The sequence below is a fragment of the Tumebacillus algifaecis genome (assembly GCF_002243515.1).
Lineage (GTDB): Bacteria > Bacillota > Bacilli > Tumebacillales > Tumebacillaceae > Tumebacillus_A > Tumebacillus_A algifaecis.
This window is the reverse complement of sequence record NZ_CP022657.1, coordinates 2,943,742-2,969,077: the sequence shown is the minus strand read 5'-3', so window position 1 is coordinate 2,969,077 and position 25,336 is coordinate 2,943,742. Positions and strand designations below refer to the sequence as shown.

Below are 25,336 nucleotides of genomic sequence, written 5' to 3'. Positions count from 1 at the left end.
CCTTTCGGAACGGGGTATGGTTTGGTATGATGAAAGATGGTACTTTTTCGTTTGTTGCAAGTGTTGTGAGGAGGTAGAAATTCAGATGGCTATCAAAATGATCCGCCAAGAAGGGGATCCGGCTTTGCGCCAAGTGGCCAAGCCGGTGCCGGAAGTGAATTCTCATATACAAAAATTGCTGACCGATCTCGCCGAGACGATGTACGATGCCGGAAACGGCATCGGCCTTGCTGCGCCGCAGATCGGGATCTTAAAACGCTGCATCGTCGTCGATGTCGGGGATGGGAGCGGTTTGATCGAACTGGTCAACCCGGAAGTCGTCTCGGCAGAAGGCGAGCAATTCGGGCCTGAAGGCTGCTTGTCCATGCCAGGTAAATCGGGCGATGTGATGCGTGCCAATCACGTCATCATCAAAGGATGGAACCGCGAAGGGCAAGAGATTACCGTTGCGGGTGAAGGACTGCTTGCCCGCTGTTTGCTACATGAGATTGATCACCTTGATGGGATCTTGTTCACTGACCGCGTGCTTCCGGTCGGCGGACCGAACAAGACCTACGGGAAAAAACGATAAATAGGCAGGTGACATACATGCGAATTTTGTTTATGGGAACTCCCGATTTTGCTGTACCATGTTTGGATGCATTGATTGAAAACGGTTATGAGGTCGTTGCGGTCGTCACACAGCCCGACCGTCCGAAAGGCCGCAAAGGAGATTTGACGCCACCGCCGGTCAAAGTGGCCGCCCTGCGTCACAATCTGCCTGTGCTCCAGCCGGAAAAGGTGCGGGTGGACGAGGCGTTGCAAGAATTGGAAGCTTTTCAGGCTGACCTGCTGGTCACTGCTGCCTATGGGCAGATTCTGCCCAAGCGTCTTTTGGACATGCCGCGCTTAGGCTGCATCAACGTCCATGCTTCGCTTCTGCCGCGTTGGCGGGGCGGTGCGCCGATTCATCGCTCGATCCTCGAAGGCGATGCTAACTCTGGCGTCACGATCATGCGGATGGTGCAAGCGCTCGATGCGGGCGATATGATTTCGCAAGTCGTTGTGCCGATCGAGGAGGAAGACACCGTCTCCTCGTTGCATGATAAACTGTCGGCAGCCGGTTCGAAGCTTTTGATCGAAACTCTGCCGTCGATCGCAAACGGCACACACACTGAGACGCCGCAGGATGAGAGCTTGGTGACGTACTCGCCGAACCTTTCCCGCGACGATGAGCGCATCGACTGGAGCCGCGATGCCCGTGTTTTGTATAACCAAGTGCGTGGGCTGAACGCCTGGCCGGTCGCATTCACGACCTTTTCTCATAAAGTGATGAAGATATGGCAAGCTAGGATTTATGAGGAAGAAAGCGTGCCGACAGTGGAACCGGGCACTGTGCTGAAGACGACAGATGACAGTATCGTCGTACAGTGTGGGAAGGGAACGTTGGCGCTCCTTGAAATTCAACCTGCGGGCAAGCGTCGCATGCTCGTCACCGAGTATCTGCGCGGTGTGAAGCCCGCCCCAGGCAGCAAGTTCGGAGAACGAGAGGAGTAAACGCATTGGTTCAAACTGCAAGAGACATCGCTTTGGACGTATTGCTCGCCATTGAGGAGAGAGGCGCCTACAGCAATTTGGCGCTGACCACCGCCTTGCGCAGATCGAGGCTCAGCGCGCGCGATGTGGGGCTTACCACAGAGATTGTGTACGGAACGGTCGGGCGGCTGAACACGCTCGACTACTATTTGACCCCTGCGCTCAAAACGCCGTTGCATAAGTTGGAGCCTTGGGTGCGCAACCTGTTGCGCCTGACTGTGTATCAACTGTTTTATCTAGAGCGGATTCCTTCGTTTGCTGCGATCAACGAAGCGGTGGAGATCGCCAAGCGCCGTGGTCGCAAAGCGAGCGGATTTGTAAATGGGGTGCTACGTGGCACCTTGCGCAACAAAGAGGCGCTCAAGCTCCCAGCAAAGGAGAAAAATTGGACGCGTCATACCGCGCTTTTACACTCGCATCCGGAGTGGATGGTACAGGTCTGGGCGGAGGCGTTTGGCCGTGAGGAGGCAGAACGGCTGTGCGAAGCGAACAATGATCGCCCTGCGCTCTGCCTGCGGGTCAACTCAAATCGCGTCACGCGTGATGAACTGCTGGCCGAACTGACCGAACAAGGCATCACTGCCCATCCGTCGAGCGTTTCCCCTTATGGGATCATGTTGCAGGAAGGCCTAGATGTGGCACAATTGCCCGCATTTAAAGAAGGCCGTTGCACCGTCCAGGATGAAAGCTCGATGTTGGTGGCCCAAGCGCTCGACCCTAAGCCTGGCGAACGCATTCTTGACTGCTGTGCTGCACCAGGTGGCAAGACCACACATATCGCAGAGTTGATGGGCGACACCGGGGATGTGTTGGCTGTCGATGTACACGCGCACAAGATCGAGTTGATCGAGAATGTGATGAACCGCCTTGGACTCGCTTCGATCAGCACTCGCGCAGGCGATATCCGCGATGTGGTCGGCGAGGCGGGTAAGTTTGACCGCATTTTGCTGGATGCTCCGTGTAGCGGGCTTGGCGTGATCAAACGCAAGCCGGATCTGAAGTGGAGAAAAGTGCCGGGTGACATCAGCGAGATCGCAGAACTGCAACGCGAACTGCTAAACACCGTTTCCCAGGCGCTCCGCCCAGGCGGAGTGCTCGTCTATTCCACTTGTACGGTCATGCCAGAAGAAAATATCGACGTGGTGCGCGCTTTTTTAGCAGAACATCCCGACTTTGAAGCGGATCCGATCGCCCCCTATCTGATGGAGGGGGTACACGGAGCGATTCAAGATGACTGTGCGGTGCAATTGATGCCTCAACAGTTTGGCAGTGACGGATTTTTTATCGCACGTTTACGTCGAAAGTAGGTGAACATCATGGAGACGATCCCAATGATCGATGACAAAAAAGAGAATGCAGGTGCCGATCGAAAAGTGCATCTGTTAAATATGGAGTTCGAAGACTTAGAGAAATGGGTGCAGAGCATCGGGCAGCCGAAGTTTCGCGGCAAGCAGATCTTTACCTGGTTGTACAAAGACCGAGTTACAGACATCGATGCGATGACCAACCTCCCGCAAAAATTTCGCGAACAATTGAAAGAGCTCGCGACGATCAACACGATGCGTGAAGTGACGCGCCAAGTTTCCACAGACGGGACAATTAAATGGCTGTGGGAGCTGTATGACGGCTCGACGATTGAAACGGTGTTGATGCGCCATGATTACGGGAACTCGGTTTGCGTCTCATCACAGGTCGGTTGCCGGATGGGCTGCACGTTTTGCGCTTCGACGCTCGGCGGGCTGGTTCGCAACTTGTCGGGCGGCGAAGTGGTCGAGCAATTGCTCAACGTTCAGCGTTTTCTCGATGGCGAAGTGGATGCGGAACGGGTGTCGTCCGTCGTGTTGATGGGCTCGGGCGAGCCGATGGAAAATTATGATGAAGTGATGAAGTTCGTGGACACCATCAACGACCAAAACGGACTGAAAATCGGCGCGCGCCACATCACCATCTCGACATCGGGTCTTGTGCCGGCCATCAAACGCCTTGCTGATGAGAAACGGCAGATCACGATGGCGATTTCCTTGCATGCAACCCGCGATGAGATCCGCTCTGCACTGATGCCGATCAACAGACGCTGGGGCATCGCTGAACTGCTCGATTCGTGCCGCTATTACATCGCGCAGACTGGCCGCCGCATCTCCTTCGAATACGCGTTGGTCGGCGGACAAAATGATGATTTGGCTCATGCGCGCGAGCTGGCCGGGCTGCTTGCAAACATCGACTGCCATGTCAACTTGATTCCGGTCAACTATGTGCCGGAGCGCAATTATACGCGGACCCCGAAAGATCAGATTCGGGCGTTCGTCAACGAGTTGAACCGTCTAGGCGTCAACGCGACGGTTCGCCGGGAAAAAGGACACGACATCGCAGCTGCCTGCGGACAACTGCGAGCGGAGCAGGGGAGAATCTGAGGTGATGAAGATGCATTATGCGGCGAGAACTCATATCGGGCTCGTCCGTCAGATCAACGAGGACAGTTACGCGGTCGATGCTGAACTCACGCCATTTGGCGTGGCCGTTGTAGCGGATGGGATGGGCGGCCATCTTGCGGGTGAGGTGGCCAGTTCTCTGGCGATTGAAACGGTAGTATCGCATATCAATGAAGCGTTGCGAGGTGCTGAGTCGTACGACGCATCCGATTTGATCGTCGATGCGATGCAACTGGCCAACCGCGTCGTCTTTGAGCGAGCTTCCACCTCTGAAGGACTGAGCGGGATGGGCACGACCTTGGTGACCGCTTTGCTGAATTCGGAGGAGATCTACCTTGGTCACATCGGTGATAGCCGCGCATACCTGTTTGCGGATGGGGAATTGTTGCAGTTGACCGATGACCACACACTGGTCAACGAGCTTTACAAAAATGGACAACTCACAGCCGAAGAGGCGTGCGTCCATCCGCAGCGCAACATCGTGACGCGTTCGGTCGGCTCCTTCGAAACGGTGCAGGCCGACCTCTACCACCGAACTTGGGGGGAAGGCAACATCCTGTTGATCTGCTCTGACGGTCTGACCAACATGGTGAAGGAAGAAGCGATGATTCAGATTTTTGCAGCCGATCTGTCGCTGGAAGCGATGGTTGACGCCATGATCGATCAAGCGCTAGCAGCAGGAGGGCATGACAACATCACCGTCGTCGCTGTACAAAATCGTGCGGAGCGAGGTGACGCACTTTGATCGGACGAAAGCTTGGCGATCGTTATGAAGTGATCGAACGAATCGGCGGCGGGGGCATGGCAGTGGTCTACCGCGCACTGGATACCTTGCTCAACCGCAACGTTTCGATCAAAGTTCTGCATGCTCAATTCTCGAACGATGAAGATTTTGTGCGTCGTTTTCGCCGTGAAGCGCAGGCGGCCGCATCGCTCTCCCATCCGAACGTCGTCAACATCTATGACGTGGGGCGGGGTGGAGATGAGTATTATATCGTCATGGAGTTTGTAGACGGATTGACGCTGAAAGAAGTGATCCAAGACCGAGCACCGCTCCCGGTACAGGAAGCGATCGACATCTCCAAACAGATTTGTTCTGCGTTGGGACATGCGCATGAAAATAATATCGTCCACCGTGACATCAAGCCCCATAACATTCTGATCGGCAAAGATGGACGCGTCAAAGTGACCGACTTTGGGATCGCACGGGCGATCACTTCCAACACGATCACCCAGGATGGTTCTGTGCTAGGGTCTGTGCACTACTTCTCGCCGGAGCAGGCAAGAGGTGGGATCACCGATGTAAAATCGGACATCTACTCGCTTGGCGTCGTACTCTATGAGATGATGACCGGCGAATTGCCATTTTCCGGGGAAACGCCGATCTCGGTGGCGCTCAAGCATCTGCAGGACCACTTTGTGGAGCCGCGTCAGATCAATCCCTCGTTGCCACAGTCTGTGGAAAACATCATCCTAAAATCATTGGCGAAAGATCCGAGCGTGCGCTACCAGAGCGCTCGTGAAATGTCGCGCGACTTGGAAAAAGCGTTGCTCTACCCGAACGTTGCCAAGTTTGTCGCACCGCTTTTTGATGAGCAAAGCACCATTCAGCTGCCAGCGGTCGGTCTACGCACTGCGAAAACGGCGTCGCCTGGTCACACGTCGCCAACGGAAGACAGCGTTTCTGCACCTGAAGATGGGAAACTGCCTGTCACCGATGGCAACGAGGGCGGTAAGAAGAAAAAGAACTTCTGGCGCCCGGTCATCTGGCTGTTCGCAGTGTTTCTTCTGCTGGGGGTGGGGGCGGTCACCGCTTACACGCTCGTCACCAATTACATGGGAGAAAAAGATGTGACGATGCCGGAAGTCGTCGGGAAATCGTACGACGAGGCGGTGAAAGCCTTGCTCAATGCGGGGCTTGATATTAATAACATCAACAAAGAAGAGGAATCTAGCGACGAACACCCAGCCGGAACGGTCATCAGCCAAGACCAATATGGTGGCAAAACGATCAAGGCCAACCGCGAAGTGACGTTGACCGTTTCGAAAGGCCCGGAACGGATGCAAATGCCTGCGATCACCGATCTTAGCAAAGACAAGGCGCTGGAAAAGTTAAAACAGGCGGGGATCAACACCAGTAACGTCACTTTCGAAGAGCGTGAAGAGAAAGAGACGGCGGTGGGTACCGTATTGTCGCAAAATCCAGCTTCTGGAGTGACGATCGACAAAGAGACGAAGATCGTGCTGACCGTTGCCAAAGCGATCGAAAAAGCGAAAGTGCCACAGGTATCCGGATTGAAATTGGACGAAGCCAAAGCGAAACTGACCGCAGCCGGCTTTAAAATCGGGGAAGTGATCTCGCAACACTCCAATGATGTAGGAGCGGGCAAAGTGATCGGTACCTCTCCATCCTATACGCCGGGCACAGAGCTCGCGAAGGGCGAGACGATCTCTCTTGTCGTCTCACAGGGCGTGAAAGAGGAACCGAAAAAGAAAACGTACGATGTGCAGGTACCTGTGGAAGAGGACCAAAAGAAAAAAGTTAAGATCGTCCGCAGCGACGCGCAAGGCAGCGCGGTGGTGGTCGATGAGACGATTGAAGCGACTAAGTCCTTCCATGTGGAAGTGATCGTCAAACCAGGGGAGATCGCTTCCATCAAAGTGTATATCGACGGCAAGGAAGAAAAGACGATTCCTATCCCCTATGGTGAGCAGTGATCGCGAATTCCTGAAGGAGGAACATATGCCAGAAGGGATCATTACCAAAGCAATCTCCGGGTTTTATTACGTGCAGGATGGAGATGTCGTGCGCCAATGTCGGGCGCGCGGTGTCTTCAAGAAACAGGGACTCAACCCGCTGGTTGGAGATCGTGTCGTCTATACGGCGATCGGTGGGCAGGAAGGCGTGGTCGAAGAGCTGTTGCCACGCAAAAATGAGCTCGTTCGTCCCCCTTTAGCTAACCTTGATCAGTGCGTGTTGACATTTTCGGTTAGAGAGCCCGACTTCAATCCGAAGCTGCTCGACCGTATGTTGGTGCAGGTGGAGCGAGAGAGCTTGTCTGCTGTGATCGTGCTGACCAAAGTAGATCTTTTGCAAGACAAGCAGGATGCGGACCGCTTTTTGCAACCGTACCGCGAGATGGGGTACCAGGCGGCTTGGGTTTCGACCGCTACAGGAGAAGGTGTGGAGCAAGTACACGACCTTCTGGCCGGCAAATTGTCGGGGCTAGCGGGCAACTCTGGCGTTGGCAAGTCCACACTGCTCAACACGTTAGCTCCAGGGCTGAATTTAACGATCGGTGAAATTTCACAAAAGCTGGGACGGGGCAAGCATACGACTCGGCACTCGGAGATTTTTCGCATCTTTGAGGGGACTTTTGTCATCGATACGCCAGGGTTTGCGACGCTGGAGTTTGCGGGGATGGAACCGCCGATTTTGGCACAGTGTTTCCGTGATATCTGGGAGCTTTCCCACGACTGCAAATACCGCGGCTGCTTGCATGCAAGCGAAGATGGCTGCGCGGTGCGGGCCGGAGCGGAAGCAGGTACGATGAGCTCAGCTCGCTATGCGCATTACTTAGAATTTCTGGGAGAAGTAAAGGAAGCGAAAGAACGGAGGTACTAATGATCATGGAGATTAAAGTGGCGCCGTCGATCCTTTCGGCCGATTTTGCAAAGCTTGGCGAGGAAATTCGTTCGGTGGAAAAGGTAGGAGCGGATCTGATTCATGTCGATGTGATGGACGGACATTTTGTGCCGAACATCACGATCGGCCCGCTGGTCGTCGAAGCGATCAAGCCGCATACGCAGTTGCCGCTCGATGTGCATCTGATGATTGAGAATCCCGATCAATACATCCCCAACTTTGTGCGGGCAGGAGCAGATATCATCTCCGTTCACGTGGAGGCGACCAAGCATCTCCACCGCTCGTTGCAACTGATCCGTTCGTTGGGAGCAAAAGCGTCGGTCGCACTCAATCCGCATACGCCGGTCTCTTTGATCGAACATGTGTTGAGCGAGTTGGATATGGTGCTATTGATGACCGTAAACCCAGGTTTTGGCGGACAAAAATTCATTCCGAATGTTCTGTCAAAAATCAGTGAAGTGCGGCGCAAGCTGGATGCGATGGATCTGCATCACGTCGAAATCGAAGTGGATGGCGGTGTGAATGCCGAAACGGCACGACTGGTTCGCGAGGCTGGAGCCAACGTCTTAGTAGCGGGAAATGCTGTCTACAACGCGCCAGATCGTGCAGAAGCGATCCGTCAGATTCGCGGGTAATCGGACACAAGACAACGAAAAATTACGCCCGTCCTCACGTCTAAAGCCTTTGCTACGGCATAGGATGTACTATCGGAGGGCGGTCAAACGGTCACTCCTATGCTGTGTAACGACAGGCGGTGGGTGACCGTTTTTCGTTGCACAAAAAGGACTTATACGAATATATATGATACCGTACCGTCAAACATGGGCGAACGTCCATGTGGGCGAGGAGAGGGTGGCTCAGCATTGATTGGATACCGCAGGCGCAGTTTGAAAATGGGGGCGAAGCGAGGAGTGGGGATCGCAGTCGCGTCGTTTGGTCTCTATCTCACTGCACGTTTCCTCCCGCCTGAGATGTGGGTATCCCTGATTGGTCTTTTCATGATCTGGATCGGGTGGGTCCTATTCAAGAACTGACTTTTTTTGTAACGGCTGCATCTTGAATCTACTACAAGCAAGGAGGGGTCACTTTGCGCTTTTACACGATAAAGTTGCCTCGCTTCCTCGGCGGAATCGTCAAAGCGATGTTGAATGCATTTCAGAGGGAGAAATAAAAATAAAAAAGCACCTCGAGAGGTGCTTTTTTATTTGCTTATAAAAGACGACGATTAGATCGCGCGCTTTACTTTGCCAGCCTTCAGGCAGCGGGTGCAAACATTGATACGTTTTACAGAACCGTTTACGTTCGCACGAACTTTTTGAATGTTCGGGAGCCAACGACGTTTAGTCAAGATATGGGAGTGAGAAACTTGGTTCCCGGTCTTCGGGTCTTTCCCACAGATTTCGCAACGTTTTGCCACGAGCGTGCACCTCCTTAACAACATAGTCCCGAGACAGATCGCATAAAGAGCGATAGGTCGCAAATACTCAATCATCTTATCATACGGTTGTCCAACTTTGCAAGCATCAATGGTCAGAAATGCACTGACACCAGTTGTCGGAGCTGTTTTCAGTCTAATTATGTAATTTTTCACATGTGAGAGCAAAGCGACTGGGAAGTGGAAAGGGGCGGCGTTGAGCGCAAGATGGATCGGTTCACGATGGTACGCGGCCCATGTCGCTTGGGATTGGCGAACAGGATCTGATCTGAATTGCGAACCGGGTAGCCAATTGGGCAGGCCGCATTCATCTGCTGATCCGAGTTGCTCACGTGCGCAGGATCTGCTTGGCTCATAAATAATTTTTATTTTATTTGTATATTCCAGTAGAACCCTCAGTTTACTTTCTAGGGTGGTCTGTAGTAAACTGTTGGTGCTACGTTCGAGATTTACAGGAGGTGTGTGTCATCATGCCAAAAGACATTCGCAACGAACTTGGAACGATTACCTTCGATGAGAACGTGATTGCCACAGTAGCGGGGTATTCAGCTCTGGATTGCTACGGTCTCGTCGGCATGGCGTCTCGCAAACAGGTCAAAGACAGCATCAGTGAACTGCTCGGTCGGGAAAATATGGCCCGAGGGGTCGATGTTCGTATTCAGAATGACGATGTGGTCGTAGATATGTATATTATCGTAAGCTACGGAACAAGAATTTCGGAAGTCGCACACAATGTCATGGATAAGGTGAAATACACACTTGAGCACAATTTGGGTCTGAAAGTAGAACAGGTCAATGTGATCGTCCAAGGCGTTCGCGTGACCGTGGAGAGGTAAAAGGAGGTTTCCATTTACATGATGCAGGTCTTAAACGGATCTTTGTTCGTGCAAATGGTCTTACAAGGACATACGAGCTTGGAACAGAGTAAGGACCGGGTAAACGCGCTGAATGTATTTCCGGTGCCAGACGGTGACACAGGAACGAACATGAGTTTGTCGATGACATCCGGTGTCAATGAATTAAAGCGATACATAGACGCGCCGCTGTACCGTGTGGCAGAAGCGGTATCGACAGGGCTGCTCATGGGGGCTCGCGGCAACTCGGGCGTCATTTTGTCACAGCTGTTCCGCGGCTTTGCCAAAGGTGTGGCGAAAAAGACAGAAGTCGATCCGAAAGACTTTGCTGAAGCATTTCAGAATGGTGTGACCACTGCTTATTCTGCGGTGGTAAAGCCAGTGGAAGGCACGATTCTCACCGTATCGAAAGATGCGGCTCAAGCGGCGCAACAGGCTGCAAAAGCCAAACATGCAACGATTCAATCGGTCATGGAAGCGGTGCTTTCCGAAGCGGAGCGTTCATTGGAACGCACGCCCGATCTGTTACCGGTACTTCGTCAGGCGGGCGTCGTCGATTCGGGCGGTCAAGGTCTGGTTTGCATCTACCGCGGCTGGCTTGCGGCGATCAAAGGTGAAAGCGTTGCGATCGATACGACTCCGGTTGGACAAGCACCAGCGAAAGTGATGACACCTGCGGCTGCACACGGTGACGGTGAGACTGAATATGGATATTGTACGGAGTTTATCATCCGTCTGTCTGAAGCGGCCGATGATGAAAAAGCGACAGAACTGGCAGTTCGCGATGCCTTGATTCCGCTTGGCGACTCGCTGCTCGTCGTGGCGGCCGATGATATCGTCAAGATCCATATCCATGCTCTTCAGCCAGGCAACGTGTTGAACAAAGCGATGGAATATGGTGAATTGACTCGTATCAAGATTGACAACATGACCGAACAGCATCACGACTTGAAAATGGATGCAGGAGATACAACTGTCGCAAATACCGGAGCGGCAAACCTTGCGAAATCGGAAGCTCCGAAAAAGCAATATGCGATCGTTACTGTGACGGTTGGCGACGGCTTGACCGAAGTGTTCAAGTCTTTAGGTGCAGAAGGCATCATCCAAGGTGGTCAAACGATGAATCCGAGCACGGAAGATATTGTGAACTCCGTGAAAGCGCTTCACGCAGAACATGTATTCATTCTGCCGAACAACTCGAATATCATCATGGCTGCGGAACAGGCGAAGACGGTGCTCGGTGATCAAGTGACGGTCATTCCGACAAAATCGATTCCGCAAGGGATTGCAGCAGCGATTTCGTTCGATGCGGGCGCTGATCTTACAGCGAACGTGGAGAACATGCGCGGTGGCATCTCTCGAGTGAAATCGGGCCAGATCACCCAAGCGGTGCGCGATTCCAACTACCAAGACCTCGAAATCAAAGAAGGCGATTTCATGGGCATGCAAGAAGGGAAAGTTGTCACACTTGGTAAAGAATTGGATTTGACGGCAATCGAGTTGCTTGAGAAAATGATAGATGAGGACAGCGAAGTCGTAACCGTCTTCTTTGGTGAAGATGTGACCATCGAGCAGGCGGGGAAATTGCTCGAAGAGGCACAAAATCAATTTGATCACTGTGAGTTTGAACTGCATTCTGGTGGTCAACCGCTCTACTCCTATATTTTCTCTGTAGAGTAATTGAAAGATCGCGTCAGCCCTGAATGAACCCGTCCTGTCGTACTTTTCGGCAGGACGTTTTTATACGGGCAGGGAGGAGAGTCCTTATGTCTTCTTTTCGCCATTCGTTTGACATTATCGGACCTGTGATGATCGGTCCGTCAAGCTCGCACACCGCTGGTGCTGCACGGCTTGGCCGAAGCGCGCGCGGGATCTTTGGGGAACAGCCGGATCGAGTGGAGATCACGCTTTTCGGTTCCTTTGCCAAGACCTACAAAGGTCATGGCACCGATGTCGCATTGGTAGCCGGGCTGCTAGATTTTGAAACGCACGACCCGCGCATTCCCCGTTCGCTGCATCTGGCGCAGGCGACAGGAATGAATGTCGCATTCATCATGGGGAAACCGAACACAGACTTGCATCCGAACACGGTGCACATCAAGCTGAACAAAGGCGCACGCCAGTTGGAGATGTTGGGCTGTTCGATCGGCGGAGGTGCCATCGAGATTCTGGAGATCAATCAATTTAAGGTTAAAATCACAGCAAGCTATCCGACCCTCGTCATTCCGCACACAGATCAGTTTGGCGTTGTGGCAGCAGTTACCGCAATTTTGTCAAAATACCGGCTGAATATTTCTGCGATGGAAGTTGCCCGTCGCGGGCGGGGCCGAGATGCGCTGATGGTGATCGGCACCGACGAGAGGCCGAATGAAGTCGCGGTACAAGAAATTGCAGCATTGGAAGCGGTGCAAGAGGTAGCGATCATCAACCCTTCCTAGGAGGAGTGCATCGTGAGATTTAAAGTATTAGCAGAGCTGGTGGAACTGGCCGAAAAGGAAAACAAGCCGATCTATGAAATTATGATCGAAGAGCATGTGACCGAGACGGGTGAGACGCGGGAGAAAGTGATCGCGCACATGACAGAATCGTTCGATGTCATGATGGCATCGGTAGAGCGCGGATTGAAAGAAGACATCCGGTCGTTCTCCGGTTTGACCGGAGGCGATGCAAAGCGCGTGTATGAATACGCACAAAAAGGGAAGACGTTACTCGGCAAGCAAGCGACCGAAGCGATGGCGATGGCGCTGTCCACCTCCGAAGTCAACGCGGCGATGGGCCTCGTCGTCGCGACTCCGACTGCGGGCTCCTGTGGTATCTTGCCTGGCGTCCTCTCCTCTTTGCGCGGCTCTCTGGGACTTGAAAAAGAGCAGTTGGTACTCGGAATGTTCACCGCAGCTGCGGTCGGCTACGTCGTTGCCAATAACGCCTCGATCTCAGGCGCGGGTGGCGGTTGTCAGGCAGAAGTCGGCTCCGCGACTGCGATGGCAGCAGCGGCAGCGGTAGAACTGGCGGGGGGAACCCCGTCCGAAGCGATCCAAGCGGCAGGTCTGGCCTTGAAAAATTTGCTCGGCCTCGTCTGTGATCCGGTGGCAGGTTTGGTTGAAATCCCTTGCATCATTCGAAATGGGTTTGGTTCGGTATTGGCACTGGCAGGTGCTGATATGGCACTGGCTGGCGTACGCAGCGTGATTCCACCGGATGAAGTGATCATGGCGATGTACAACATCGGGAAAGTCATGCCGGTCGAACTGCGCGAGACGGCGATGGGCGGTTTGGCTGACACACCGACGGCGCGCAAGCTCGAAAGGCAGATTTACGGAAATGAGTTGAACGAAGCGTGACCTTGGGAACTGCTCCGGTCAGCGTTTTGCCAGGAGTTGGCCCCCAGCGACTAAAGACGCTGGGGCTTCTTGGTATTTTCACGCTGTTTGATCTGCTCAGCTACTACCCATTTCGCTATGAAGATCGCAATGCGCAGCCTGGCCGTGAACTAGAACACGGAGCACGGGTCACGGTACGCGTTACGATCGACGGCGCGGCCGGTCTCAAATACAGAGGGAAACGCGCTTCGACGACGATCGTACCGATCGTGACCGAAGACTTTCGCCGCCTGCATGCTGTCTGGTTCAATCAGCCCTATGTCAAAGACCAGTTGAAGCCTGGCCGCAAAATGACGGTCACCGGAAAATATGATGCCAACCGCCGCTCGATTACGGTTGCCACTCATGACTTTGTCGTCTCCGGGGAAACGGTGCACAGCAACCGCATCGTCCCGGTTTATAACGTGAAGGCGGACATCACGCCGAAAATTTTACGTAACTTGATCGCCCAGGCCGTGAAAACGTATGGCGAGAAGATACCGGAGCTGCTCCCGATCGCTTTGCGTCAAAAGTACCGTTTGATCGATCGGCTTGATGCCATTCAGGAAATCCATTTCCCGAAAAATAGCGACACTCTGCATCAAGCACGCAGGCGGCTGATCTTTGAAGAGTTTTTCCTCTTCCAGTTAAAATTACAGGCATTTCGCTGGATTCATCGCCATGAGCAGCCGGGCGTGGTGCACGTGGCAACAGATGAAGAAGTGGAGCGATTTATCGGTCGCCTGCCCTTTGAGATGACAGGAGCACAAAAGCGGGTGGCGGTTGAAATCTTGCAAGACATGAAGAGCAAAATGCCGATGAACCGCCTCGTGCAAGGGGATGTAGGTTCTGGGAAGACGATTCTCGCCTTTTTGGCCGCTTTTGTCGCGGTTCGGTCCGGCCATCAAGGGGCGATCCTCGTCCCGACCGAAATCTTGGCGGAACAGCATTTTCGCTCCGCTGTGGAACTGCTCGAACCGCTTGGCGTGCAAAGCGTATTGCTCGTCGGTTCCCAAAAGGAAAAAGAGCGTCGTGAAGTGTTGGCGGCGATCGAAAGCGGAGCCGCACAGGTGATTATCGGCACACACGCCCTGCTCGAAGAAGGGGTGCGCTTTCGCTCGCTCTCCGTCGTTGTCACGGACGAACAACATCGGTTCGGGGTTGAGCAGCGCTCGATTTTTCGACAAAAAGGGCATGCGCCCGATGTATTGTTCATGTCGGCGACACCGATCCCGCGCACGCTGGCCATGTCTGTTTTTGGCGATCTTGATGTTTCGTTGGTGGACGAACTACCTGCTGGCCGCAAACCGATCCAAACCTACTGGATCACGCCTGACAAGGAAGATCGGTCGCTGCGCTTCATCCGAAGCGAGTTGGCCAAAGGACGTCAAGCGTACATCGTCTGTCCGCTCGTCGAAGAGTCGGATAAGGTGGAGGGTGTGGTCAATGCGACCGACCTGTATGAAATGCTCAAGGACTGGTTTGCCGGTTTCGAAGTCGGTCTGATGCACGGCAAGTTGCGTCCGACAGACAAAGAAGAAGTGATGCGCCGCTTTATTGACCAAGACATTCAAGTGCTTGTCTCCACCACCGTCATCGAAGTCGGGGTCAACGTTCCTAACGCGACCGTGATGATGGTCTACAACGCCGAACGTTTCGGTCTCGCTCAGCTCCACCAATTGCGGGGACGGGTCGGGCGAGGTGAGCATGCCTCTTCTTGCATTTTGATGTCCAAGCCGGACACAGAAGCGGGCCAAGAACGGATGAAAGCGATGGTTGCGACGCAGAACGGATTTGTGCTAGCCGAAAAAGATTTGGAACTGCGGGGCCCCGGTGAATTTTTTGGCGTCAGGCAAAGCGGCATTCCCGACTTTAAGATCGGTGATTTGCTTCAGGATGCCAAAATCATGCAAGTCGCCCGTGATGAAGTGCAAACCTGCATCCGTACACCCGATTTTTGGACGTTGCCAAGCTACGCACAGTTGGTCGATTTTCTCAAACAAGAAAAGGTGCTGTTACAGCGCGCGGGAGACTGAAAGGATAATCACCCCCGCTTCGGCTCATCCTAACTTCCAAGAAAGGGGGGAGTTAGGATGAGCAAAAACAACAAGAAGACCATCGTGCTTGGTGGCGCACAGGCGATGCAGACCTTTCGTTACGAGATCGCCAGAGAAATCGGTCTGGGCAGTTCGGTGTACGAAAAAGCGCCCAAGCGGTGGAACGGTGAATTGATTTCCGACGCTGTCTCGAAACGGATGATTGAACTGGCCGATCTGCAATTCAAAAAGTAACTCTTACATAAATCGGAAAATTGTTTTATATTGTATGTATGAAAAAGTGAGCGATTGTAGCAAGTATTCTTCTCAAGCTTCGTATGATAAAGGAAACAGCCAGTAGAAAGGTACGGGTGTATGGCGATGAACAGTATCTCTCTGCAGATCGAGACACTAAGGCAAAAGCTGCTCGAAACGGTGGATAGTTACCGAGGTGATTTTCTGCATCCGAACGTGCTACGCATCAGTCAGGAACTTGATATGCTGATTGTAGAAGTGCAGAGCGGGGAGCGAAAACAAAGACAGCCTTCCGTGGGGATTGGCAGGGAGTCCGGACACGCCGACATGTGATCCTGCTTATGGATGCGAACGCTTGAGGAGGGTGGAGATCGTATGGCCACATCAATTATGGGAATGGCGCAGGTGACGGCAAGTCAGATGCGCCTTTTTTTGCGCACTGTCAACCCGGAAGCGCCCGATTACTCAGAGCTCTATCTGGACATCGGGTTGCGATATGGAGTGCGTGGAGACATCGCCTTTGCCCAATCGATTCATGAGACCGGATATTGGAGGTTTACCGGCACGGTCCGGCCTGTTCAGAACAATTTTGCAGGGCTTGGCAGCGTGAGTGCTGATGTGCAGGGCGCAACTTTTGCCACGCCCGCATTTGGCATTGAAGCGCAGATTCAGCATCTCTATGGCTATGCGACCAGCGCGCCGCTCCCCGCTGGATTCAAAGTGGTGGACCCGCGCTTTGGGATCTTGGAGAGCGCAAAACTGCGCGGCGTGGCACCAACGTGGGAACAGTTAAACGGGAGATGGGCTGTGCCTGGCACCAACTATGGTCAACAGATTCTCAGATTGTGGCAGGAGATGCTTCAGGTAAAAACGCCTGAACCGATCGTCCAGCCGCCCACACCTTCACCTGTTGCAGGAGAACCATTTACCGATTTGGATGAGGTACTATGGGCAAAGCAGCTGATCAAACAGGCGGCCGAACTTGGGCTGGTGCAAGGATATGAAGACGGCTCCTACCGCCCGAAGCAACCACTGACGCGTGCGGAACTGGCGGTCATCTTGACCAAATTGAGAGAAAAGCTGAGGGAATAGCCCCTCAGCTTTTCTTGCTGCTTAGGGGCGATGTTTGTCTTTGGGCGGCATGATGATCATGATAAAAAATTGGAACAAGATGATACCGACAAAGATCAGCGAAGCGAAAATGGCAACTTGTGCCGCGGTCAATTCGAACTTCATTCCGCTCACCTCCTGGTCTCCTAGACTCAGATTTGGCTGATTTCATTGATCGCTTCTTGCACGTTAAGACCGATCTCCAACAGCTCACGGGACTTTGGCGGCCGATCACCTTGCTCGGTCACATATTCGATTCGTTGCAGTTCCTCTCGATACCGAGTCAGCACCTGTTGCAGGCGCAGACCATGCCGACGCATCTCAGAGGGCCCTTGGAGCAGGAGGTTGGTCACGCCTTCTAACTCGAAGCTTGCCAGTTGCAGGCGGTACAGAGATTGTTCAAGCGATTTGATGTGCAATTGTGAGATCATCGTCAACATGCGTCGCTCCTCTCTAGTAGCATGCCTTGCGAAGCGTCAAGAATGTCTGGAAAAAAGAAAGACCCGCGTCCGGGTATACGCGGGTTTTCGCTCACCGTTTGCACGGCAAGCACTGGGAGAGGAGAAACCGGAGGAAGAGGCTTATGGGGAAACCTAAGTCTTCTCCGCGGTTGCCTGCAACAGCTCTCGCCGTTGCTAGTTGTTATCTTTGCCGCTCAACAGGCCAGTTATACATCGCGGATAAATTTTTAATCGGGCAAGGAGGGGATTGGCTCAGAGGTGGTCTTTTATGGTAAAGTAGGGGTGGAGGAGTGAAGTCACCATGCGCGTCATCTCAGGCGACTGTAAAGGCAGACGACTAAAAGCAGTGCCCGGTAACAATACGAGGCCCACAACCGATAAAGTAAAAGAGTCGATGTTCAACATCATCGGTCCCTATTTTGACGGCGGCTGGGCGCTGGATCTGTTCGCCGGCAGTGGAGGACTGGGAATCGAAGCATTATCTCGCGGCATCGAGAAAGCAATATTTCTTGACACCGACCACAAAGCGATGGCGACCGTGCGGGAAAACGTAACCAGCTTGGGTTTGACGTCTCGAGCGGAGATTTACAAAAATGACGCCCGCCGTGCGCTCGATCAACTCGCTGGTCGCGGGTTGCAGTTTGATCTGGTTTTCCTCGATCCACCCTATAAACAGGTGCAACTGTATGAAGAGTTGATCACCAAAATGCAAGCGTTGCAGCTGCTAAACGACCGAGCGTACATCATCGCAGAGCACCATGCCGATGTGGAATTGCCGGATGCGTACGGCAGGGCAATACGCTGGCGATTGGCCGAATATGGCGAGATCGCGATCAGTTTTTACGAGATCGTTACAGAAACGGAGACAAAAGAATGAGAGTGGCTATCTACCCGGGTTCTTTCGACCCGGTTACCTTGGGGCATCTCGACATCGCAGAGCGCGGTGCCAAAGTATTTGACAAAGTGATCATCGCTGTCATGGTCAACCCGCATAAAAATCCGCTGTTCACAAGCGAGGAGCGCAAAGAACTGATCCGAAACGCGGTGAAACATCTGCCAAACGTCGAAGTGGACAGCTTTCCAGGGCTGCTCGTCGAGTATGCCCGCGATCAGGGGGCAAGCGTGATCATCAAGGGACTCCGCGCCGTATCAGACTTTGAGAGCGAACTGCAGATGGCCTCGCTCAACCGTCACATGTATGAAGCGGCCGAAACGCTGTTCATCCCCACCAATCACAATTACTCGTACCTCAGCTCCTCGATCGTCAAAGAGATTGCACGTCATGGCGGACCGATCGCCGATTTTGTGCCGAAGCACGTCGAACTCGCGATGCGAGAAAAATTCAGCAACCAGAGCTGAAGTCATACATAAGAAACAAAGAGGCAGAAACGACTTAACATTACCTGCACAGGGAGGGAGAGCCTGGTGCGCAGACCACGAATCGGATTGGCGCTTGGAGCGGGCGGTGCGCGCGGCTTTGCGCATATCGGAGTCCTGCAGGTGTTGGAAAAGATGGGGATCGAGATCGACATGATTGCAGGGAGCTCGATGGGCTCCCTGGTCGGTTCCTTCTATTGCTCCGGGATGGACACCCGCTATATGGAGTCTCTGGCTATCAATTTAAAGCGCAGGCACTGGATCGATTTTACTGTTGTGCCAAAGATGGGCTTTGTCAATGGTACGCGGATCATGGAGATGGTCCGCTTTTTGACAAAAGATATGAATCTGGAAGATCTAAAAATTCCGCTCGCCGTTGTCACGACCGACATCGAGAAGGGGGAACGGGTCGTTTTCCGCGAAGGTCCGATCTACCATGCGGTGCGAGGGTCGATTTCGATACCGGGCATCTTTATGCCGCACCGCTACCAAGGGCGTGTGTTGGTCGATGGTGGAGTCATCGACCGGGTGCCGATCAATGTGGCGCGTGAGATGGGGGCAGACATCGTGATCGCCGTCGATGTCGGACTGTATGATCGGGAGACTGAAGTCAAAGGGATTTTCGATGTGATCTTTCAGTCGATCGAGATCATGGAGCGAGAGATTTTGCGCACCCGTATGTTAAATGCTGATGTGATCATTCGTCCCGATGTGGGGCACATTTCATCCACTGCGTTTACGAACATCGACGAGGTGATCGCACATGGACGAGATGCGGCGGAGCGCGTCGCTGATCTGATTCAGAGGACGATCGAGGAATGGCAAGGGGGAGCGTACACGGATGGGACAGAAGCATAAAGAAAGCAGCCGTTTTTTCGGAAAGAGTAACATCCGAGGCGCCGTGATCACAGCTTTGATCGCCATCTCGTTTTTCATCCCGACGCCGTACTATATCTATCAACCTGGCAGCGCCGAAGAGCTGGCGCCGATGGTCACAGTTGAAGGCGGCGACAAAATGGAAAAAGGCGCTTTGATGCTGACCACGGTGGCTTCGGTCAAAGCGAACAACATCTACTACCTGGGCTATGGCTACCTTGCGCCGCACACAGAAGTGAAGAAGGAAACAGAAGTGCGTGGCGAGATGAGCGATGAGGAATATTCTCGCCTGCTCGACCATATGATGGAGAGCTCCCAGCACAATGCGATTGTGGCAGGGCTGACCGCTGCGAACGAAAAGGTGCAAGTGAAGTATGAAGGTGTGTTTTTACGCTCGTTTCTAACGGGTTCAAAGGCGAAAGGCACCCTCCAAATCGGTGATATCTTGCACGCGATTGACGGTCATGAGTTTCACAAAGTAGAAGAGATGTCCGACTTTATCCAGAAGAACAAAAAGGCTGGCGACAAAGTTGAGGTTCGCTTCACTCGCGACGGGAAAGAGCGCAAGGAAACGTTGGAAGTGGTCTCGTTTACCGTCAATACGAAAACGGGTCCTGTCGAGCGCATCGGGCTCGGCTTGCAATTGGAAAATGAGACGCGCATCGAAACTGAGCGCAAGGTCAAGATCGATGCGGCAGATATCGGCGGTCCATCGGCCGGGCTGATGTTCTCACTTGAGATCTACAACCAGCTCATTCCGGAAGATATCACGAAGGGACACCGCATTGCTGGTACCGGGACGATCTCGATGGAAGGTGCAGTCGGTCAGATCGGCGGCATCCGTCATAAGATCGTCGCAGCCAACGATGAAGGAGCGGAAATCTTTTTTGCTCCGGCAGACCTTGATCCAGAATATGACACCAACGCTTTTGAAGCGGCCGATGAAGTGAAAAAACTTGAGTTGAAGATGAAGGTGGTGCCGGTCGCAACGTTGCAGGAAGCGATCGATTATTTAAAAGGAATCGAGCCTAAGTCGTAAAATACGTAAAAACGTCTCTCCGAAAGAACGGGGAGACGTTTTGTTTTAGTTTTGAATGAGCACGGGGCGTGTGATGTCCCAAAGTTCGGCTCCTTGTTGGTGGGTGGGATAACCCTGTGCGTACAGCCGCGTGGCCCGTAGATCAAGCGCAAGCATGTTCGGTTTTTCCTTCGGCAATTTGGTCAGAATAGGAACACTGGCCCGCGAGGATGCAGCTTTTAGTAGTGTTTGTCCCCGTTTGGTAAAGCCGAGTACGCGGATATAGGGTGGGCCTTGTAAGACGTTCAGAGCGGCCTGTTCTTGGCGTGTCAGCCCGAGCAGGATCGATGTGAGCGCGCGCTGGATTTTCGTCCACGTGTAACGCTTCGTCTTGGTGTGCAAGATCAACTCGTGCACCGTTTCGGTCTGCAAGGCGGCTTCTAACAGCCGATGTTCCAATCCTTCATCGACACCGACAAACGCCGCCAGAGCGTCCGGAGTGGCACGATGGAGCAGCGTGAAGAGCGCTTGGCGATAGTTTTCCCATGAGACTGGGCCGCGCCCAGCTGCAAACTCTTCTTGCAGCACGGAGAAGGAACAGACAGGCAGTAAGTTTTCAGCCGTATCGATGCCCGTTTCGAAGGTTGCTTTGCGAATTGCGGTCGCCGAAGCGATCGACGGGTGTGTCACCGTCTCCTGGTTGTATCCGGCTGCGATGCGCGTGATCGTAGCAGGCGCGATGCTGCTGTTCAACTTGCGCAGAGCAGCCAGATATTCCAGACCGAGCATATTGTTTGGCATGTGGGCCAACTCAGAGGGGATGGCCGTGTCTTGCGAGGCGTAACGGGCCAGTGCATCGGAGGCTGCGCGCGGATAGGAATGTCCTTTTTGCAGTTCTTCTCGCAAAAAGGTTTTGAAAAGTGGAGGTTCTTCTACTAAGATAGAACTGAGAGCTTGCAGCGAGTGAATATCGCCGCTCTCGCTGCCAAAGCAGACCGTGTCAACCACTCCGAGCCGATCGAGCACAGCAACTGAGCCGAGTGCGAACAGTGAGGCGCTTTGTGCGGAATAGGCGACCGGAAGTTCCAGCACCAGATCGACGCCTTGTTGCAGTGCCATTTTTGTGCGTGCCCATTTGTTGACCAGTGCCGGTTCTCCGCGCTGTAAAAAGTGACCGCTCATCACGGCGACGATCGCATCTGCGTCTGTAACGAGCTTTGCTTGTTCGAGATGATAAAGATGTCCGTTGTGCATCGGGTTGTACTCGACGACTACGCCGGTAACTCTCATGGGAACACCTCCCAACTGCCGTAATATTGGTCATTATAGCAAGCATGAACTTTATTGACAATTTGCCAATCACTAGATATAATGAACTCTGTTGCTTACGAGGTGATATCGTTGAAACTGAGTTGGCGTGAATTGCGAGAGCGATCCGAAGGAGTTACATTGCAAGAATCGATTGAACTGCCGAACCTCGTCAAAGAAAATCGTCAATTGATCAAGCTGGAACCGGTACGTGTCTCTCTGAACGGAACGGAAGCATCGGGTGTCGGACTGTTGCAGGGTTTGCTGCAAAGCGAGGCCACATATCGTTGCTCACGCTGTTTGCACGATTTTACCGAGGATCTGCATGTACAATTTGATGAGCATTTTATGCAGGTGACGGAGGACAAGCTTTCCGCAGAGGAAGGTACTGATTACAATGATGACCGCAACTTGGTCGTCGGTGAACAGATCGAACTTGTACCTTATCTCGAGCAGGCGATCAATCTCGCTCTGCCGTATCGTCCACTTTGCAATCAAGATTGCGCTGGATTGTGCCCGCAATGCGGCGTCAACCTCAATGAGGAGAGCTGTTCCTGTCAGACAGAACGAATCGATCCTCGGTTGGCAGATCTAGCTAAATTTTTTGAAAAAGATTCTTAAGTTTTCTTTTTTCTCTGTTAAGGAGGTGGATCCAAATGGCAGTACCGCAAAGACGTACCTCGAAGACACGCAAGCGCATGCGTCGCACCCACTTCAAGATCTCCATCCCGGGTATGGTTGCTTGCCCGCAGTGTCACGAAATGAAACTGGCTCATCGCATCTGCAAAAACTGCGGCTCCTACAAAGGCCGCACCGTTGTAGAGGCTGAATAATTACGCCCATAAAGGCAAGTGCCGCATTTTGGCGCTTGCTTTTTTCGTTGTCGAAAAATGGACGAAAAAATGAGTTGTGGAAGCCGTCCTTTTTTTATATACTTGTTATAGCACTAGGTACTAAGAGCGAGTAAACATCGCAGACATCTCCTCATGGCTAGGGGGATTCAAGAAGACATGGCAACGCGAAATAAAAGACAGCGGCAACTTGAGTTGACGGCAGTGATCGACTTGGAGCCTTTTTTGACAGATGAAGAGTTAGCCGACCGCTTTGAGGTAAGCGTGCAGACGATTCGCCTCGATCGACTTGCTCTTGGCATCCCGGAACTGCGTGAACGAATCAAAGCGGTTGCTGAACAGAACTATACAGAAGTGCGATCTTTGGAGAGTACAGAGGTGATCGGGGAACTGATCGAACTTGATCTGAACTCCTTGGCCATCTCGATTATGGAGATCGGACCGGAGCATGTGTTCAGCCGGACCAAGATCGCCCGCGGACATCATCTTTTTGCACAGGCCAATTCGCTGGCTGTAGGCATCATCGACGCCGAAACGGTGTTGACAGGATCGGCAGATGTGCGTTACAAGCGTCCGGTCAAGCTCGGCGAGCGCTTGGTTTGCAAAGCGGTGGTCAAGGAACTGCGTGGCGAACGTGCGCGTGTGGAAGTGACGACAAAAGTTCGAGATGACATCGTGTTTGACGGGCAGTTTGTCGTCTTCAAAATGTAAGGACTAGGAACGGGGGAGAGACCTGTGAGAATTGCGATTGACGCCATGGGCGGCGATAACGCACCGCAAGAGATTGTAGCAGGTTCGCTTGATGCGGCGCGTGCCTATCCTGATGTCACGCTGATTTTGGTCGGCGATGAAGGACAGATTAAGCAGTGTGCGGGAGCGAACCTCCCTACCAATATTGAAATTGTACATACCACTGAAAAGATCGAAGCGGAAGACGAGCCGGTGAAAGCGGTGCGCCGCAAGAAGGATTCTTCGATGGTGGTTGCCGCGCGGATGGTTAAGGACGGATTGGCAGACGGCATGGTTTCGGCTGGCAACACCGGTGCGCTGATGACGGCAGGTTTGTTGATCGTCGGTCGGGTCAAAGGCATCGAGCGTCCGGCGCTGGCCTCGATTTGGCCGACGATGGGCGGAAACAGCATGTTGACGCTCGATGTAGGGGCGAACATGGATGCAGAAGCCAATCACCTCTACCAGTACGCGTTGATGGCTAATGCATATGCGCAGATCGTGCTGGAACAGGAGAAGCCGCGCATCGGCCTGCTCAACATCGGGGCTGAGCCTGGTAAAGGCGATAAATTGCGCAAAGAAGCGTACCCGCTGCTCGAAGCAGGTCCGTTCCATTTTGTCGGAAATATCGAAGCCCGCGAGGCGATGAACGACAAATGCGACGTGTTGGTTGCAGACGGATTCACCGGCAACAACATGCTCAAATTAATTGAAGGCTTTGGGCTGGGTATTTTCGGCGAGTTGAAGAAAATCTTCTACAAAAGCGCGTTGACCAAATTGGCGGCACTGGCCCTAAAATCAGGGCTTTCCGCTTTCAAAAAGAAGTTTGATTACGCCGAATATGGCGGAGCTCCGCTACTTGGCATCGACGGCGCGGTGATCAAGGCGCATGGCTCCTCAAATGCCCGCGCCTTCCGTATGGCGATTCACCAAGCGAGAGCATTCCTGAAAGGGGATGTGCTCGGCAAGATCCGCACCGATCTTTCGGCAGGAGGGGAAGAGAAAGCATGAGCAAAATTCCTGTTGGCATTCTGGGTACAGGTTCAGCAGTTCCCGACCAAGTGGTCACAAACGATGACATGGCAAAACGAGTAGACACGAACGATGAATGGATTCGCACCCGCACAGGGATTCGGGAACGACGTTTTGCTGACGAGCAGACCGCATCGTCCGATCTGGCTCTGCTGGCCGGGCAACGGGCGATCGAGGCTGCTGGTATCACCCCTGAACAGATCGACATGATCATCTGTGCCACCGTGACGCCCGATATGATGTTTCCGGCGACGGCCTGCCTCGTGCAGGATCGCCTCGGCGCAACCAAGGCGGCGGCGTTCGATCTTTCAGCAGGATGCAGCGGCTTTTTGTATGGGCTGTCCTGCGCGGTCCCGATGATCGAGACGGGGATGCACAAGCACGTGCTTGTCATCGGTGTCGAAACTTTGTCGCGGATTATGGATTTTGAAGACCGTAGCACCTGTGTACTGTTTGGCGACGGTGCAGGCGCTGTGGTGCTTGGGCCGACGACCGAAGGTCGCGGCTTCCTCTCCTTCGAACTGGGAGCTGACGGTTCGGGCGGCAATCTATTGAAGCAGGAAGCGGGTGGCTCCCGCAATCCGGCGACGCAAGAGACGGTACTGGCGCGCAAGCACTTCATCTCGATGGCAGGCAACGAAGTGTTTAAGTTTGCTGTGCGCATTTTAGGTGCCGCTTCCGAAGCGGCCTTGAAGAAAGCAGGACTTGATAAAACGGACATCGATTTCCTGATCCCGCATCAAGCCAATACGCGCATCATCGACGCGGCGATCAAACGTCTCGATCTGTCGGAGGAGAAGGTTTACGTCAACCTCGACCGCTATGGGAACATGTCGTCAGCTTCGATTCCGGTCGCGTTGGATGAAGCGGTGCGCGCAGGCAAGATCAAAGAGGGCGACACGTTGGTACTCGTCGGCTTCGGTGCTGGTTTGACGTGGGGCGCCACGGTGCTGCGCTGGTAGAGAATCGTTGAAGGAGTGAAGAC

The 25,336-nt window shown here is 53.3% G+C and carries 30 protein-coding genes; 26 read left to right on the top strand and 4 right to left on the bottom strand.

All coding sequences use genetic code 11. From position 1 onward, the window contains the following. Positions 1 to 85: 85 nt before the first annotated feature. From def to spoVM, 9 genes are all read left to right on the top strand, one after another. Positions 86 to 571, top strand: coding sequence for a peptide deformylase (gene def, locus CIG75_RS12510; RefSeq protein ID WP_094236966.1), 486 nt, complete (start codon positions 86 to 88; stop codon positions 569 to 571). 17 nt (positions 572 to 588) lie between these two features. Further along, a complete protein-coding gene (gene fmt, locus CIG75_RS12505; RefSeq protein WP_172844456.1) occupies positions 589 to 1,536 on the top strand; it encodes a methionyl-tRNA formyltransferase in 948 nt (315 codons plus the stop codon). A gap of 5 nt (positions 1,537 to 1,541) precedes the next feature. Next, positions 1,542 to 2,882: a 16S rRNA (cytosine(967)-C(5))-methyltransferase RsmB gene (gene rsmB, locus CIG75_RS12500; RefSeq protein WP_094236964.1), complete on the top strand. Its 1,341-nt coding sequence runs from the start codon at positions 1,542 to 1,544 to the stop codon at positions 2,880 to 2,882. 24 nt (positions 2,883 to 2,906) lie between these two features. After that, positions 2,907 to 3,986, top strand: a complete 1,080-nt coding sequence (rlmN, locus tag CIG75_RS12495) for a dual-specificity RNA methyltransferase RlmN (RefSeq protein ID WP_094236963.1) — start codon at positions 2,907 to 2,909, stop codon at positions 3,984 to 3,986. Between the two features lie 4 nt (positions 3,987 to 3,990). After that, positions 3,991 to 4,749, top strand: a complete 759-nt coding sequence (locus tag CIG75_RS12490) for a Stp1/IreP family PP2C-type Ser/Thr phosphatase (RefSeq protein WP_227874433.1) — start codon at positions 3,991 to 3,993, stop codon at positions 4,747 to 4,749. Next, positions 4,746 to 6,722, top strand: coding sequence for a Stk1 family PASTA domain-containing Ser/Thr kinase (pknB, locus tag CIG75_RS12485; protein WP_094236962.1), 1,977 nt, complete (start codon positions 4,746 to 4,748; stop codon positions 6,720 to 6,722). The genes CIG75_RS12490 and pknB overlap by 4 nt, the downstream gene beginning before the upstream one ends. Before the next feature lie 25 nt (positions 6,723 to 6,747). Continuing rightward, complete coding sequence (gene rsgA / locus CIG75_RS12480; RefSeq protein WP_094236961.1) at positions 6,748 to 7,629, top strand: ribosome small subunit-dependent GTPase A; 882 nt, start codon at positions 6,748 to 6,750, stop codon at positions 7,627 to 7,629. 5 nt (positions 7,630 to 7,634) lie between these two features. After that, positions 7,635 to 8,285 (top strand): ribulose-phosphate 3-epimerase, encoded by a 651-nt coding sequence (rpe, locus tag CIG75_RS12475; RefSeq protein WP_094238432.1) that lies wholly within the window; start codon positions 7,635 to 7,637, stop codon positions 8,283 to 8,285. Between the two features lie 452 nt (positions 8,286 to 8,737). Next, entirely contained in the window at positions 8,738 to 8,821 is an 84-nt protein-coding gene (spoVM, locus tag CIG75_RS12470; protein WP_157729682.1) for a stage V sporulation protein SpoVM, read from the top strand. Positions 8,822 to 8,875: 54 nt separating this feature from the next. Here spoVM and rpmB read toward each other — a convergent pair whose 3' ends face one another. Further along, complete coding sequence (gene rpmB / locus CIG75_RS12465; protein WP_087457747.1) at positions 8,876 to 9,067, bottom strand: 50S ribosomal protein L28; 192 nt, start codon at positions 9,065 to 9,067, stop codon at positions 8,876 to 8,878. A gap of 488 nt (positions 9,068 to 9,555) precedes the next feature. Here rpmB and CIG75_RS12460 point away from each other — a divergent pair, with 488 nt between their 5' ends. The 8 genes from CIG75_RS12460 (at position 9,556) to CIG75_RS12425 (ending at position 16,681) form a co-directional block, all read left to right on the top strand. After that, positions 9,556 to 9,921 carry an Asp23/Gls24 family envelope stress response protein gene (locus CIG75_RS12460; RefSeq protein WP_094236959.1) on the top strand — a complete coding sequence of 122 codons (366 nt, stop codon included), beginning with the start codon at positions 9,556 to 9,558 and terminating at the stop codon, positions 9,919 to 9,921. Positions 9,922 to 9,939: 18 nt separating this feature from the next. Then, entirely contained in the window at positions 9,940 to 11,619 is a 1,680-nt protein-coding gene (locus tag CIG75_RS12455) for a DAK2 domain-containing protein (RefSeq protein ID WP_227874217.1), read from the top strand. Positions 11,620 to 11,705: 86 nt separating this feature from the next. Beyond that, the gene (gene sdaAB / locus CIG75_RS12450) at positions 11,706 to 12,377 is read left to right on the top strand and encodes an L-serine ammonia-lyase, iron-sulfur-dependent subunit beta (protein WP_094236958.1); all 672 of its coding nucleotides are present in this window, start codon (positions 11,706 to 11,708) and stop codon (positions 12,375 to 12,377) included. Positions 12,378 to 12,389: 12 nt separating this feature from the next. Beyond that, positions 12,390 to 13,280: an L-serine ammonia-lyase, iron-sulfur-dependent, subunit alpha gene (gene sdaAA, locus CIG75_RS12445; protein ID WP_094236957.1), complete on the top strand. Its 891-nt coding sequence runs from the start codon at positions 12,390 to 12,392 to the stop codon at positions 13,278 to 13,280. Further along, the gene (gene recG / locus CIG75_RS12440) at positions 13,277 to 15,334 is read left to right on the top strand and encodes an ATP-dependent DNA helicase RecG (protein ID WP_094236956.1); all 2,058 of its coding nucleotides are present in this window, start codon (positions 13,277 to 13,279) and stop codon (positions 15,332 to 15,334) included. Before sdaAA ends, recG begins: the two co-directional genes overlap by 4 nt. A 57-nt stretch (positions 15,335 to 15,391) precedes the next feature. Beyond that, positions 15,392 to 15,589, top strand: a complete 198-nt coding sequence (locus CIG75_RS12435) for a small, acid-soluble spore protein, alpha/beta type (protein WP_094236955.1) — start codon at positions 15,392 to 15,394, stop codon at positions 15,587 to 15,589. 126 nt (positions 15,590 to 15,715) lie between these two features. After that, a complete protein-coding gene (locus tag CIG75_RS12430) occupies positions 15,716 to 15,922 on the top strand; it encodes an aspartyl-phosphate phosphatase Spo0E family protein (protein WP_227874216.1) in 207 nt (68 codons plus the stop codon). A gap of 42 nt (positions 15,923 to 15,964) precedes the next feature. Next, positions 15,965 to 16,681, top strand: coding sequence for an S-layer homology domain-containing protein (locus CIG75_RS12425; RefSeq protein WP_227874215.1), 717 nt, complete (start codon positions 15,965 to 15,967; stop codon positions 16,679 to 16,681). 21 nt (positions 16,682 to 16,702) lie between these two features. Here the strand turns inward: CIG75_RS12425 and CIG75_RS21450 are convergent, their stop codons facing one another. Both CIG75_RS21450 and CIG75_RS12420 read right to left on the bottom strand, forming a co-directional pair. Further along, positions 16,703 to 16,825, bottom strand: a complete 123-nt coding sequence (locus CIG75_RS21450) for a hypothetical protein (RefSeq protein WP_265415032.1) — start codon at positions 16,823 to 16,825, stop codon at positions 16,703 to 16,705. Between the two features lie 26 nt (positions 16,826 to 16,851). Then, a complete protein-coding gene (locus tag CIG75_RS12420; RefSeq protein WP_094236952.1) occupies positions 16,852 to 17,139 on the bottom strand; it encodes a hypothetical protein in 288 nt (95 codons plus the stop codon). 322 nt (positions 17,140 to 17,461) lie between these two features. On the opposite strand from CIG75_RS12420, the gene rsmD reads away from it, so the two are divergent. The 4 genes from rsmD (at position 17,462) to CIG75_RS12400 (ending at position 20,452) form a co-directional block, all read left to right on the top strand. Beyond that, positions 17,462 to 18,037: a 16S rRNA (guanine(966)-N(2))-methyltransferase RsmD gene (rsmD, locus tag CIG75_RS12415; protein WP_094236951.1), complete on the top strand. Its 576-nt coding sequence runs from the start codon at positions 17,462 to 17,464 to the stop codon at positions 18,035 to 18,037. Beyond that, positions 18,034 to 18,519: a pantetheine-phosphate adenylyltransferase gene (gene coaD / locus CIG75_RS12410; RefSeq protein ID WP_094236950.1), complete on the top strand. Its 486-nt coding sequence runs from the start codon at positions 18,034 to 18,036 to the stop codon at positions 18,517 to 18,519. Before rsmD ends, coaD begins: the two co-directional genes overlap by 4 nt. A gap of 66 nt (positions 18,520 to 18,585) precedes the next feature. Continuing rightward, the gene (locus CIG75_RS12405) at positions 18,586 to 19,395 is read left to right on the top strand and encodes a patatin-like phospholipase family protein (RefSeq protein WP_094236949.1); all 810 of its coding nucleotides are present in this window, start codon (positions 18,586 to 18,588) and stop codon (positions 19,393 to 19,395) included. Further along, positions 19,379 to 20,452 (top strand): SepM family pheromone-processing serine protease, encoded by a 1,074-nt coding sequence (locus CIG75_RS12400; protein ID WP_094236948.1) that lies wholly within the window; start codon positions 19,379 to 19,381, stop codon positions 20,450 to 20,452. The genes CIG75_RS12405 and CIG75_RS12400 overlap by 17 nt, the downstream gene beginning before the upstream one ends. Before the next feature lie 45 nt (positions 20,453 to 20,497). Here the strand turns inward: CIG75_RS12400 and CIG75_RS12395 are convergent, their stop codons facing one another. Continuing rightward, the gene (locus CIG75_RS12395; RefSeq protein ID WP_094236947.1) at positions 20,498 to 21,721 is read right to left on the bottom strand and encodes a nucleotidyltransferase; all 1,224 of its coding nucleotides are present in this window, start codon (positions 21,719 to 21,721) and stop codon (positions 20,498 to 20,500) included. Between the two features lie 111 nt (positions 21,722 to 21,832). On the opposite strand from CIG75_RS12395, the gene CIG75_RS12390 reads away from it, so the two are divergent. The 5 genes from CIG75_RS12390 (at position 21,833) to CIG75_RS12370 (ending at position 25,313) form a co-directional block, all read left to right on the top strand. Beyond that, positions 21,833 to 22,360: a YceD family protein gene (locus tag CIG75_RS12390; protein ID WP_157729533.1), complete on the top strand. Its 528-nt coding sequence runs from the start codon at positions 21,833 to 21,835 to the stop codon at positions 22,358 to 22,360. Positions 22,361 to 22,395: 35 nt separating this feature from the next. Beyond that, on the top strand, positions 22,396 to 22,572 hold the full coding sequence (gene rpmF, locus CIG75_RS12385) for a 50S ribosomal protein L32 (RefSeq protein WP_094236945.1): 177 nt from the start codon (positions 22,396 to 22,398) through the stop codon (positions 22,570 to 22,572). A gap of 177 nt (positions 22,573 to 22,749) precedes the next feature. Then, positions 22,750 to 23,301: a transcription factor FapR gene (gene fapR / locus CIG75_RS12380; protein WP_094236944.1), complete on the top strand. Its 552-nt coding sequence runs from the start codon at positions 22,750 to 22,752 to the stop codon at positions 23,299 to 23,301. A 24-nt stretch (positions 23,302 to 23,325) separates the two neighbouring features. Further along, entirely contained in the window at positions 23,326 to 24,330 is a 1,005-nt protein-coding gene (plsX, locus tag CIG75_RS12375; protein ID WP_094236943.1) for a phosphate acyltransferase PlsX, read from the top strand. Continuing rightward, positions 24,327 to 25,313: a beta-ketoacyl-ACP synthase III gene (locus CIG75_RS12370; RefSeq protein WP_094236942.1), complete on the top strand. Its 987-nt coding sequence runs from the start codon at positions 24,327 to 24,329 to the stop codon at positions 25,311 to 25,313. Before plsX ends, CIG75_RS12370 begins: the two co-directional genes overlap by 4 nt. Positions 25,314 to 25,336 lie beyond the last annotated feature (23 nt).